The 11,933-nt window shown below is 64.1% G+C and carries 10 protein-coding genes; 7 read left to right on the forward strand and 3 right to left on the reverse strand.

Annotated elements, in window-relative coordinates; genetic code table 11:
* Positions 1–39 precede the first annotated feature (39 nt).
* Together boxC and boxB are read left to right on the forward strand one after the other, a co-directional pair.
* Positions 40–1,728 carry a 2,3-epoxybenzoyl-CoA dihydrolase gene (gene boxC, locus V1280_RS32335; protein WP_334534035.1) on the forward strand — a complete coding sequence of 563 codons (1,689 nt, stop codon included), beginning with the start codon at positions 40–42 and terminating at the stop codon, positions 1,726–1,728.
* A 98-nt stretch (positions 1,729–1,826) separates the two neighbouring features.
* A complete protein-coding gene (gene boxB, locus V1280_RS32340; protein WP_334534039.1) occupies positions 1,827–3,278 on the forward strand; it encodes a benzoyl-CoA 2,3-epoxidase subunit BoxB in 1,452 nt (483 codons plus the stop codon).
* Between the two features lie 331 nt (positions 3,279–3,609).
* Here the strand turns inward: boxB and V1280_RS32345 are convergent, their stop codons facing one another.
* From V1280_RS32345 to V1280_RS32355, 3 genes are all read right to left on the reverse strand, one after another.
* On the reverse strand, positions 3,610–4,659 hold the full coding sequence (locus V1280_RS32345; RefSeq protein WP_334520477.1) for an IS110 family transposase: 1,050 nt from the start codon (positions 4,657–4,659) through the stop codon (positions 3,610–3,612).
* A 213-nt stretch (positions 4,660–4,872) separates the two neighbouring features.
* Positions 4,873–5,673, reverse strand: a complete 801-nt coding sequence (locus tag V1280_RS32350) for an SDR family oxidoreductase (protein WP_334534042.1) — start codon at positions 5,671–5,673, stop codon at positions 4,873–4,875.
* Positions 5,674–5,757: 84 nt separating this feature from the next.
* The gene (locus V1280_RS32355; protein ID WP_334534045.1) at positions 5,758–6,816 is read right to left on the reverse strand and encodes a polysaccharide deacetylase family protein; all 1,059 of its coding nucleotides are present in this window, start codon (positions 6,814–6,816) and stop codon (positions 5,758–5,760) included.
* A 165-nt stretch (positions 6,817–6,981) separates the two neighbouring features.
* Here V1280_RS32355 and V1280_RS32360 point away from each other — a divergent pair, with 165 nt between their 5' ends.
* The 5 genes from V1280_RS32360 to V1280_RS32380 all read left to right on the forward strand — a co-directional run bounded on the left by V1280_RS32360 (position 6,982) and on the right by V1280_RS32380 (position 11,924).
* Positions 6,982–8,376 (forward strand): OmpA family protein, encoded by a 1,395-nt coding sequence (locus V1280_RS32360; protein ID WP_334534048.1) that lies wholly within the window; start codon positions 6,982–6,984, stop codon positions 8,374–8,376.
* Between the two features lie 2 nt (positions 8,377–8,378).
* A complete protein-coding gene (locus V1280_RS32365) occupies positions 8,379–8,675 on the forward strand; it encodes a hypothetical protein (RefSeq protein ID WP_334538472.1) in 297 nt (98 codons plus the stop codon).
* A 123-nt stretch (positions 8,676–8,798) separates the two neighbouring features.
* Complete coding sequence (locus V1280_RS32370; RefSeq protein ID WP_334534051.1) at positions 8,799–9,392, forward strand: TetR/AcrR family transcriptional regulator; 594 nt, start codon at positions 8,799–8,801, stop codon at positions 9,390–9,392.
* Positions 9,389–10,321, forward strand: a complete 933-nt coding sequence (locus V1280_RS32375) for a haloalkane dehalogenase (protein ID WP_334534054.1) — start codon at positions 9,389–9,391, stop codon at positions 10,319–10,321. The genes V1280_RS32370 and V1280_RS32375 overlap by 4 nt, the downstream gene beginning before the upstream one ends.
* 547 nt (positions 10,322–10,868) lie before the next feature.
* Complete coding sequence (locus V1280_RS32380; protein ID WP_334534057.1) at positions 10,869–11,924, forward strand: UPF0104 family protein; 1,056 nt, start codon at positions 10,869–10,871, stop codon at positions 11,922–11,924.
* Positions 11,925–11,933 lie beyond the last annotated feature (9 nt).

Below are 11,933 nucleotides of genomic sequence, written 5' to 3' on the forward strand. Positions count from 1 at the left end.
CATCTAGCGGTAAAACCAAGACGAGCTCAAGGGTGGCCCATGGCCGGGGAAGATCGGCGCCTCGCAGGCGGCGCGACATTCATCGATTTCCAGACTGAACCGTCTCGCTACAAGCACTGGAAGCTGGCGGTCGATGGTGACGTCGCGACGCTGACCATGGACGTCGACGAGAATGGCGGCCTGTTCGAGGGCTACCTGCTCAAGCTCAATTCCTACGATCTCGGTGTCGACATCGAGCTTGCCGACGTGGTCCAGCGGCTGCGCTTCGAGCACCCCGAGGTGAAGGTCGTGGTGATGCGCTCGGCCAAGAACCGCGTGTTCTGCGCCGGTGCCAACATCCGCATGCTCGCGGGCTCGACCCACGCTCACAAAGTGAACTTCTGCAAATTCACCAACGAGACCCGTAACGGCATGGAAGATTCTTCGGAGAATTCCGGCCAGCGCTTCATCACTGTCGTGAACGGCTCGGCGGCCGGCGGCGGTTATGAGCTCGCGCTCGCGACCGACCACATCATCCTCGCCGACGACGGTGCGTCTGCTGTTGCTCTGCCCGAAGTGCCGCTGCTCGCGGTGCTGCCGGGCACCGGCGGCCTCACCCGCGTCGTCGACAAGCGCAAGGTGCGCCGCGATCACGCCGACTTCTTCTGCACCATCGAGGAAGGCGTGAAGGGCAAGCGCGCCGTGCAGTGGCGTCTCGTCGACGAGATCGCGCCGAACTCCAAGCTCGAGGCCAGGATCGTCGAGCGCGCCAAGGAATTCGCGAGCGCCTCGAATCGCGCCGGCAGCGGCAAGGGCATCGCGCTCTCCCCGCTCAAGCGCACGATCGATGAGACCAGCATCCGCTATGGATTTGTGACCGTCGATATCGACCGCACCGCGCGCATCGCCACCATTTCGATCAAGGCGCCGGAGGCAGCGCCGCCCACCGACATCGACGGCATGATGGCGCAGGGCGCGTCGTTCTGGCCGCTACAGGTCGCGCGCGAGCTCGACGACGCCATCCTGCATTTGCGCATCAACGAGCTCGAGATCGCGATGCTGGTGTTCAAGAGCCATGGCGACCGCGCCCATGTGCTCGCCAGCGACGCCTTCCTCGAAGCCAACAAGGCGCATTGGCTGGTCAACGAAATCCGCCACTACTGGAAGCGTGTGCTCAAGCGCATCGATGTCACCTCGCGCACGCTGGTGGCGCTGGTCGAGCCCGGCTCCTGCTTTGCCGGCACGCTCGCCGAACTCGTCTTCGCCGCCGACCGCTCCTACATGCTGATCGGCACGCGGCAGGGTGACAACCAGCCACCGCCGTCGATCGAGCTGTCGGCGATGAACTTCGGTCCGTATCCGATGAGCCATGGCCTGACGCGCCTGGAGTCGCGCTTCCAGGCCGATCCGGCGGACGTGGAGCGCGCGGAAGCTACGCGCGGCACCAGTCTCGACGCCGAGCAGGCCGAAGAACTCGGCCTCGTCACCTTCGCGCTCGACGACATCGATTGGGACGACGAGGTCCGCGTGTTCCTGGAGGAACGCGCCAGCTTCTCGCCCGACAGTCTCACCGGCATGGAAGCGAGCCTGCGCTTCGTCGGTCCGGAGACGATGGAATCAAAAATCTTCTCGCGCCTGACCGCGTGGCAGAACTGGATCTTCCAGCGCCCGAACGCGGTCGGCGAGGAAGGCGCGCTGCGCCGCTATGGCAGCGGCCAGAAGCCGAAATTCGATATGACGCGGGTGTAGCGAATAGGGAGTGGCGAATAGCGAATAGGGATTTCCATTCGCTACTCGCCATTCGCCATTCGCGGAAAACGATCAGGTTCAACGCGGGAGAGCTCCCAATGAATATGAACATCATGAACGTCGACTACTCGACCAAGATTCCGAACAACGTGAATCTCGCCGAAGACCGCCAAGTGCTGAAGGCGCTGGAAGGCTGGCACCCCGGCTATATGGATTGGTGGAGCGACATGGGGCCGGAAGGCTTCCAGGAATCGCTGGTATATCTGCGCACCGCTTACTCCGTCGATCCGCGCGGCTGGGCCAAGTTCGACTATGTCCGCATGCCCGACTATCGCTGGGGCATTCTGCTCGCGCCGCAGGAGGAGAACCGCGTCGTTCCCTTCGGCGAGCACTTTGGCGAGCCGGCGTGGCAGGAAGTCCCGGGCGAGTACCGCGCCATGCTGCGCCGCCTGATCGTGATCCAGGGCGACACTGAGCCTGCCTCGGTCGAGCAGCAGCGCCATCTCGGCAAGACCGCGCCCTCGCTCTACGACATGCGCAATCTGTTCCAGGTCAACGTCGAGGAAGGCCGCCATCTCTGGGCGATGGTCTATCTGCTGCAGAAGTATTTTGGCCGCGACGGTCGTGAAGAGGCCGATGATTTGCTGCGCCGCCGCTCCGGCGATGCCGACGCGCCGCGCATGCTCGGGGCCTTCAACGAGGCGACGCCGGACTGGCTGTCCTTCTTCATGTTCACCTATTTCACCGACCGCGACGGCAAGATGCAGCTGCACTCGCTGGCGCAGTCGGGCTTCGACCCGCTGTCGCGCACCTGCCGCTTCATGCTGACGGAAGAGGCGCACCACATGTTCGTCGGCGAGACCGGCATCACCCGGGTCGTGCAGCGCACCTGCGATGCGATGCGCGAGGCCGGCATCACCGATCCGACCGATATCGCAAAAGTCCGCGCGCTCGGCGTGATCGATCTTCCGACCATCCAGAAGAAGCTGAACCTGCACTACACGCTGTCGCTTGATCTGTTCGGTTCGGAAGTCTCGACCAACGCGGCCAACGCCTTCAATACCGGCATCAAGGGCCGCTATCACGAGACCCAGATCGACGACGATCACCAGCTCAAGAACGCCACCTATCCGGTGCTCAAGTTCATCGACGGCGAAATCAAGCTGGTCGACGAGCCGGCGCTGACCGCGCTCAACATGCGCCTCCGCGACGATTACAGCCAGGACTGCGTCAAGGGCATGCTGCGTTGGAACAAGGTGATCTCGACCGCGGGCTACAACTTCCAGCTCAAGCTGCCGAACGTCGCCTTCCATCGCCACATCGGCGAGTTCAAGGGCATCCACGCGACGCCTGATGGTCTCTTGATCGACGATGCCACCTGGGCCAAGCGCAAGGACGACTGGCTGCCCTCGACCGCCGACGGCGACTTCATCACCTCGCTGATGCAGCCCGTCACCGAGACCGGCCAGTTCGCGTCGTGGATTTCGCCCCCAAAGGTCGGCATCGACAACAAGCCGGGTGATTTTGAGTACGTGAAGATCGAGTCGTAAGAGTTAGGGGGAGACGCTCGCGCCAAAAACTCCGCTGTCGTCCCGGCGAAAGCCGGGACCCATATGTGGACGGCCCCCGTGGCACAAGAGCTTTGTGATGTTTGATCGGATCGCTTGCATCCATATGTCCGGCCTATTGATGCGGCTTGTCGGAGGACCGCTGGCCAAGATGGTTTTCGCGACACGAGTTCCAATCAACCACGCGACCTTGTTCGGCCAATGGGTCCCACGGATTTACTCGCATCTCGAACGATCGATCGCACCATCTCCTCTGCTCTTGCAGCTCCGGTTCGGCCGGTGGGCTAACCCGCCGGCCGGCCGAATCTCTCGATCACACGGCGGCGGCCGTTTGGGCCTCGGTTCGCGCCTCACGCCGCGCGCTGTCGTAGTGTTCTCCCGTCGTCATCAGCTTCCAGGCGATGCGGGCCATCTTGTTGGCTAGCGCCACCGCCGCCAGCTTCGGTGTCTTGCGCTTCAAAAGCTCGATCAGCCAGCTCGGCCCACGAGCTTTCGATTTGGCTATCTTGACCACCGAGGTTGCTCCAACCACCAGCAGCTGACGCAAGGTCTCATCGCCTGCACGGGTTATCTTGCCGAGCCTGGTCTTTCCCGCGGTGGAATGGTCCTTTGGGGTCAGGCCGAGCCAGGCGGCAAACAGCCGCCCCGAGCGGAAGGCATGTGGATCGGGCGCCTTCATCACCAGCGCTGCGGCGGTGACCGGACCAATCCCCGGGATCTGCGCCAGGCGCCGGCTCATGGCATCGGCACGGTGCCAGGAGAGAAGCTTAGCCTCGATGGCCTTCAGCTCGCCCTGCACCTGCTCATATTGGCGGGCAAGCATTGCAAACAGCTCCCGGGCCAGCGCCGGCACGCCTTTGTCCTGCCCGATCGCTGTCAGGAACGCGGCGAGCTTGTCCAGCCCCTTGGCCGCGATCAGACCGAACTCCGCCGCATGCCCGCGGATCATGTTGGAGAGTTGCGTGCGACGTGCGACCAATTGCTCTCGGACGCCCAGCAGCATCAGCGCGGCCTGCTGCTCGGCCGTCTTCACCGGCACATACCGCATCCGCGGCCGGCTTGCGGCCTCGCACAGCCCGTCCGCATCGCGCCCGTCGTTCTTGTTGCGCGGTATATAGGGCTTCACCAGCTGCGGTGCGATCAGCTTGACCGTGTGTCCCAGCTTGCCAAGCTCTCGCGCCAGGTGATGAGCCGCCCCGCAGGCCTCGATCACCACCACCGTCGGCGGCAGCTTGGCAAAGAAATCCAGCATCGCCTTGCGGCTAAGCCGCTTGCGCAACACGACCTGCTCAGACGCATCAACGCCATGCAGCTGAAAAATATACTTCGACGTATCCATCCCAATGCGGATAATCTGGTTCACGGACGGCTCCTGTGAATGAGTTTCTGACAACCTCATTCTGGCACACTGATGCCGTAGGGGGCCGTCCACACCATCAACCACAGGGAGTTGTTTGACTAAGACTCGTCGTTCGGTACTCCTACCAGCCGCCACGCTAGATCACGCGGTATGGGTCCCGGCGTTCGCCGGGACGACAGCGGAGTGTGAGGCGCGGTCTGTGCAGAAGCGCGCCGCTTACCCCGCAATCTCCAGCCCCGCATTCGCATAAACCACACCGCCATCGACCGCGATGGTATTGCCGACCACGTAATCCCCCGCACGCGAGGCGAGATAGATCGCTACGCCCGCCATGTCCTCGTCGGTGCCGATGCGCCGGGCCGGAATGCGCTTGGCGACGTCGTCCGAATGGTCGCGGGCGGCGCGGTTCATGTCGGACTTGAACGCGCCCGGCGCGATCGCGGTGACGTTGATGTTGTCCTTGATCAGCTTCGTCGCCATGCGCCGCGTCAGATGGATCACCGCGGCCTTGCTCGCGGCGTAGGAGTAGGTCTCGCCTGGATTGACGAAGATGCCGTCGACGGAGGCGATGTTGATGACCTTGGCAGGCCGCTCGTGCGACGCCGCCGCGCGCAGCGGTTTCGCCAGCGCCTTGGTCAGGAAGAACAGCGACTTGACGTTGAGGTCCATCACCTTGTCCCAGCCGCTTTCGGGGAATTCGTCGAACTCCGCGCCCCAGGCCGCACCGGCATTGTTGACGAGGATGTCGAGCTTCGGCTCGAGCTTGATGATTTCGGAAGCCAGCTTGTCGCAGCCTTCGACGGTCGAGATGTCGATCGGTAGCGCAATGCATTCGCCGTCATATTGCGCCGAGAGCTCTTTCGCCGTCGCTTCGCAGGGACCGGCCTTGCGCGCGGTGATGTAGACCTTCGCAGCGCCAGCGCCGAGGAATCCGGCCGCGATCATCTTGCCGATGCCGCGCGAGCCGCCGGTCACGAGAGCGATGCGGCCTTTGAGCGAAAACAGATCGTTGGACATGGTGCCTCCCTTGGTTTGCGACGTTTTGAGCGCCGCGGGGAGGGGAGTCAACTCGGTGTTGTCCCGGCGAAGGCCGGGCGACAGTCAAGCCGCAGCGAACCGGCGGAAGCCGTTCCACATCGCGGTCGCTGCGCCCGATGTCAGCACCGGCAAAATGCGCGCGTCCTGATAATTGCCGTTGAGCGAGACGCGCGGCAGTGCGGTCATGTGGCCGGCGTTCTCGGCGAACAGCATGCCGGGCCGTGTCGTCACCGCGGTCTTGAAGCCGGCGGATGCGGCCAGCGTGAACTCACGCTCGCCCGCGGCTTCGCGGTCGCCATAGGGATAGGCGAGGTGCAGCACTGGGCGCTCCAGCGCGGTCTCGATCCGCACCCGGCTGACTGCCATCTCCTGCGCGGCGATCTCCTCGCTCTGCTTGGCGAGATTGCAGTGGCTGATGGTGTGGGCGCCGATCGTGACCAGCGGATCATCCGCGAGCCGCTTCACCTCGTCCCAGGACAGGCAGAGGCTGCGGCACAGCGCTTCCATGTCGACACCATGCGCCGCGCAGAGCGCTTCGATCTCGCGCTTCAGATCGTGCTCGCCAGGGAGTGCGCGGAGCCAGTCGTGCAGGCGGTCGAACGCCGCCTGCTTCGCCGCTGGCGTGCTCGCATCGAGCCGCAGCGCGGAATGGCCGATTCTTACGTCGATCTGCTCGGCCCTGGCGATAACGGCCTCCAGCGCCGCCCACCACAGCCGTCCGGTACCCTCGGCGAAGTCGCTGGCGACATAGATGGTCGCGGGCGCGTCAAATTCGCGCAGCACCGGCAGGGCGTGGTCCCGATTGTCGCGATAGCCGTCGTCGAGCGTGAAGGCGGCGATGCGGCGGTCGAAGCGGCCCTGCACCAGCCGTTCGTGCAGTTCATCCATGCTGACGATGTGGATCTCGCGCGAGCGCAAATGGCACAGCGTCGCGCGCAGGAAGTCCGGGGTGACCTCGAGATGCCGGTTCGGCTGGAACGCGCCCTCACGGGCCGGCCGCACATGGTGCAGCATGAAAATAGCGCCGACGCCCGACAGCAGGGGGCGCAGCAGATGGTGCGCCCCGCTGAAATAGAGTGCTCCCAGCCCGACGCGAATGACGTTGTTACGGAGTTGTTTCATGACCGGCTGGCCGCCCCTGGGCATTCCGCCTTCAACTTAGGGTGTGACCCTTGAAGAAAAAGTTATTCCAATTGTTCACGCGCGCGCCCCGAAAGGGGCCCATTTCCGGTTTGACAGCCCGCCAAGGGTTTGTTTTGTCTCCGGTTCCAGAGTTCGGGTCGTCGAATGCAGATGCTTTTCAGGTGGGCCAGCAAATGGTGGCCGGGGCTGATTCCCCTGGCCGTCATGTGGGGATTTGCGGCCTGGAATAACACCTTGCCGGTCGAGGCCGACCTGTCGGCCCGCAGCTCGGCCGCGCTCAAGGACACCGTCCTGGACAAGACCCGGATCGTGGTGGACGGCCGTGACGTCAGCCTGGCCGCGGATGCCTTCTCCGAGGAGGGGCGCCGCGACGCCGTAACCGCGGTCGAGATGGTTTCCGGTGTACGGCTGGTCGATGACCAGACCCGACTTGCTCCCGAAGCCAAGCCCTTCATCTGGAGTGCCGAGCGTGACGTGGTGCGGGTGACGCTGTCGGGTTCCGCGCCGCTGCCGTCGATGAAGGCGCGCCTGACGGAGGCCGCCCGCAAGGAGGTCACCGGGACCGAGGTCGCCGATCAGATGGGCCTGGCCCGCGGCGCGCCGGCGCGCTTTGAGGCGGCCGCGATGCTGCTGCTCGACCAGATCGGCAAGCTGAAGGACGGCAAGATCACGATAACGGACACCAAGGTCAATCTGTCAGGCATGGCGCGCGACATCGGCGGCCGCGAAGCGATTGCGGCTGCGCTGAAGAACCTGCCGGAGGGCTTTTCGATCGCCGCCAACGAGATCAAGGCGCCGCCCTACATCTTCCAGGCCTACAAGGATCCGGTCGCCGCCACCGTGACGCTGACCGGCTACGTGCCAGACAACAACGTGCACGCCGCGATCGCGACCAGCGCGTCGCGAAAATTCTTCACCGAGAAGGTGGTCGACAATCTCAAGGCCAGCGTCGGTGCGCCCGGCTCGTTTAATACGGCCGTGGTCGCAGCGCTCGGCGCGCTGTCGCGGCTGTCGACCGGCACGCTGGTGGTCTCGGATCGCGAGGTGAAGCTGTCGGGCGATGCGCTGTACGAAGGTGCGGCCAACGACATCCGCGCCGGCCTCGGCAAGGACTTTCCGAAGAATTGGCAATACAAGCCCGAAATCACCGTGAAGCCCGCGGCGGGGCCGGTCGACGGCACCGTCTGCCAGCAATTGTTCTCGGAGCTTTTGGCCAAGGGCAAGATCCGCTTCGCAACCAAGCGCGCCGACATCGATCCTGACTCCGCCGGCATTCTCGATCATCTGATCGAGACGGCGCTGCGCTGTCCGACCAGCAATATCGAGGTCGCAGGCCACACCGATTCCGACGGCGAGGATGCCTTCAATCAAGCGCTCTCCGAGAAGCGCGCTCAGGCGGTGATCGACTATCTGGTCAAGGCGGGCCTGCCGGCTGACCGCTTCACCGCGGTCGGCTACGGCAGCACGCAGCCGGTCGCCGGCAACGACACTGACGACGGCAAGGCGCAGAACCGCCGCATCGAATTTCTGGTGAGGTGATGATGCCCTATCTCGTCTCGTTTCATATGGGCTGGCTGATCGGCTCGGCGCTGCTGGGCTTCTGCATGGGCTGGATCTCGGTGGTTCAGCGCGGCGACGGCACCTCGAAGGTGACGGCGCGCTGCCTCGCGGTGCTCGTCGCGGCCTTGGTCGCGGCCTCGTTCGCGCATGTGATCCCGGGCCGCTTCGGCTACTGGCTCGACCTCGGGCTGGTCCTGTTCGCCTGCTACCTCGTCGGCTGCACCATCGGTGCATGGCTGCGCTATTGGGTGGTCTCGCGCAGCCAGCCTGCGGCGTGAACCACCATCCGCTGCCGGGCGATCGGTCGTCTCAGATTCCGATAACTGACTGATCGGTAAGCAGATCATCGCTGGCGCAAGTCAGCGCTTGACAATAATACGTACGTACGTATTATATCGCTCATGCCAAAGCCCTCGCTCAAAGACGCCATCCTCGACGCCGGCCTCAAGGTCATGTTCCGGACCGGCTACCACGGCACCAGCGTGCGCGACGTGACCGCTGCGGCGGGTGCGCCGCAGGGGTCCTTCACCAACCATTTCCGCTCCAAGGAGGCGTTCGCCTCCGAGGTGCTCGACCGCTATTTCGACGTCACCAAGGGGCTGGTCGCCGAGGCCCTTGACGACATTTCGCTGACGCCGCGGACGCGGCTGCGGCGCTACCTCGACATCATCACCGGCCGGCTCGAGGCCGACGGCTATGGCCGCGGCTGCCTGATCGGCGATCTCAGCCTGGAGGCGAGCGGCAGCAGCGAGCTGTTGCGTGCGCGTCTCGCGGCAATCTTCGCCGAATGGCGCATGCCGTTCGCCGCCTGCATCAGGGACGCCCAGACCAGCGGCGAGATCGCCTCCGATTTCGAGCCCGACGAGCTTGCCGACTTCTTGCTCGCGTCCTGGCAGGGCGCGATCCTGCGCATGAAGGTCGACCGCAATCCCAAGGCGCTCGAGCGCTTCAAGACCATCGCATTCCAAACCGTGTTCAGGGAGACGACGACATGAGCAAGCCGACCGAGATCGAGATTCGCCTGGCGCCGGTGCTGGGCAGCACGATAGCCTATCGTGAGACGGGTGAGCAGGATGCGCCGGTCGCGCTGTTCCTGCACGGCAATCCGACCTCGTCGCACATCTGGCGCAACATCCTGCCGCTGGTGTCGCCGGTCGCGCGTTGCATCGCGCCCGACCTCATCGGCTTCGGTCAATCCGGCAAGCCCGACATCGCCTACCGCTTCTTCGATCACGTGCGCTATCTCGATACCTTCATCGAACAGCGCGGCATCAAGTCGGCCTATCTCGTCGCGCAGGATTGGGGCACGGCGCTCGCGCTTCATCTTGCGGCACGGCGGCCGGATTTCGTGCGCGGCCTCGCTTTCATGGAGTTCATCCGTCCGATGCCGACCTGGCAGGACTTTCACCACACCGAACGCGCGGAAGAACAGGACCACGCAGAGGCGGCGCGGGCGGTGTTTCGCAAGTTCAGGACGCCGGGTGAAGGCGAGGCCATGATCCTCGAGGCGAATGCGTTCGTCGAGCGCGTGCTGCCCGGCGGCATCGTCCGCAAGCTCAGCGACGACGAGATGGCGCCTTATCGCGCGCCGTTTCCGACACCGGAGAGCCGTCGCCCGGTTCTTGCGCTTCCGCGCGAGCTGCCGATCGCAGGCGAGCCCGCCGACGTCTATGGGACGCTCCAATCCGCGCACGCCGCGCTGGCCGCTTCTTCTTATCCAAAGCTGCTGTTCTCGGGCGAGCCCGGTGCGCTGGTTGCTCCGGAATTCGCCGAGACATTTGCGGCGTCGTTGAAGCATTGCGCGCATGTTCGGCTTGGGGCCGGATTGCACTTTCTCCAGGAGGATCACCCCGAGGCGATCGGCCGCTCCGTCGCCGGCTGGATCGCCGGCGTCGAGGCGGTGCGTCCGCAACTCGCGGCCTGAGGCGGCGGTACTTCCGAACAGCATGCTCTCCGCCGGCCCCGCGCCGGCGGACGACTTCGACAGCACCTGCCTCCGTGATGTCGCGGTGCACCCAAATTGTCAGGGAAATTGCCTCGGCCGCGCGATCGTCGCGCGGCTATTTGTGTTGCAGCCGGCCGGTGCGGATCGCCCCCCTCTTTCAACAGGCGAATGCCTTCCATAGATTGATTTCGGCTTAAGGCGTGACGGAACATTGTCCGGCCGAAATCATCAAAACTTCATGGCCCCTAAGCAGGATTGCCATGGAGATTCGCGTCAGCCCTGCCGCCGAAAGCGCCAAACTGTGCACGTTGAGCCCGCAAACCTGCCTAAAATATTGAAGGCACGTGATTTTGTTCACATTGGCGAATTCCACTCCGCCAAAAAACGCGCTAGTGGAGGGTCGGGGGGCATGCGCGGTGCCGGAGCCGGCGGCAAGGGCTCGTTGAGTGCTTGTTCGTTGCATACCTGCGTGTCGTCCGCCTGTTCGCCGGCCACCCTGGCCGCTGAAGCGTTGTTCGAGGTCTAGATGCTGGAAGCCATACGCAGGGCGATGACGTTTCTGCGCCAGAAGCAAATCCTGCATAAGCTGGGAGTTGTGATCAGCGTCGCGGTCATCGGCATCGCTTGCTATGTGCTCTACCACATGCTGCGCGGCATCGACACCAACGAGGTGATCGAGGCGATCAAGAGCACCGAGCCGCGCCAGATTGCGATGGCGGCGCTGTTCGTGACGGCGGGCTATTTCACACTGACGTTCTACGATCTGTTCGCCGTGCGCGCGATCGGCCATGCCCATGTGCCTTATCGCATCAATGCGCTCGCGGCCTTCACCAGCTATTCGATCGGCCACAATGTCGGCGCCAGCGTCTTCACCGGCGGCGCCGTGCGCTACCGCATCTATTCGGCCTATGGGCTGAACGCGATCGACGTCGCAAAAATCTGCTTCCTCGCCGGCCTCACCTTCTGGCTCGGCAATGCCGCCGTGCTCGGCCTTGGCATTTCCTATCATCCGGAGGCGGCGGCCTCGATCGACATGCTTCCGCCTTGGCTGAACCGGACGTTTGCGATGATGATCCTCGCAGCGCTGGTCGGCTACGTGGTCTGGGTCTGGACCCAGCCGCGGGTGGTCGGACGTGGCCCCTGGACCGTGGTGCTGCCGGGCGGTCCGCTGACGCTGCTGCAGATCGCCATCGGCATCATCGATCTCGGCTTCTGCGCGCTCGCGATGTATGTGCTGGTCCCCGACGAGCCCAATCTCGGCTTCGTCGTGGTCGCGGTCATCTTCGTCTCGGCGACGCTGCTCGGCTTCGCCAGCCATTCGCCGGGCGGGCTCGGGGTGTTCGACGCCGCCATGCTGGTCGGCCTCTGGCAGATGGACCGCGAGGAACTGCTCGGCGGCATGCTGCTGTTCCGGGTCCTGTATTATCTGTCGCCCTTCGTCATCTCTGTAATCTTGCTGACGTTTCGCGAGGTTATCATCGGCGCCCGATCGAAACGGCTGCAACAGGCCGCGCTCAAGCTCGATCCAGGCCCACCGCCTGAAGCCGCTTATGTGAGAAAGCGCAGCGACAGCGGCGCCTGACCGGCGCAA

Origin of the sequence: Bradyrhizobium sp. AZCC 2230, assembly GCF_036924495.1 — a bacterium.
GTDB classification, from domain to species: domain Bacteria; phylum Pseudomonadota; class Alphaproteobacteria; order Rhizobiales; family Xanthobacteraceae; genus Bradyrhizobium; species Bradyrhizobium rifense.

Coding starts and splice junctions, on each gene's coding strand:
- V1280_RS32370 (WP_334534051.1), top strand. CDS start 8,799: ATGCCAAAGCCCTCGCTCAAAGACGCCATCCTCGACGCCGGCCTCAAG.
- V1280_RS32355 (WP_334534045.1), bottom strand. CDS start 6,816: ATGAAACAACTCCGTAACAACGTCATTCGCGTCGGGCTGGGAGCACTC.
- V1280_RS32380 (WP_334534057.1), top strand. CDS start 10,869: ATGCTGGAAGCCATACGCAGGGCGATGACGTTTCTGCGCCAGAAGCAA.
- V1280_RS32360 (WP_334534048.1), top strand. CDS start 6,982: ATGCAGATGCTTTTCAGGTGGGCCAGCAAATGGTGGCCGGGGCTGATT.
- boxC (WP_334534035.1), top strand. CDS start 40: ATGGCCGGGGAAGATCGGCGCCTCGCAGGCGGCGCGACATTCATCGAT.
- boxB (WP_334534039.1), top strand. CDS start 1,827: ATGAATATGAACATCATGAACGTCGACTACTCGACCAAGATTCCGAAC.
- V1280_RS32375 (WP_334534054.1), top strand. CDS start 9,389: ATGAGCAAGCCGACCGAGATCGAGATTCGCCTGGCGCCGGTGCTGGGC.
- V1280_RS32365 (WP_334538472.1), top strand. CDS start 8,379: ATGCCCTATCTCGTCTCGTTTCATATGGGCTGGCTGATCGGCTCGGCG.
- V1280_RS32350 (WP_334534042.1), bottom strand. CDS start 5,673: ATGTCCAACGATCTGTTTTCGCTCAAAGGCCGCATCGCTCTCGTGACC.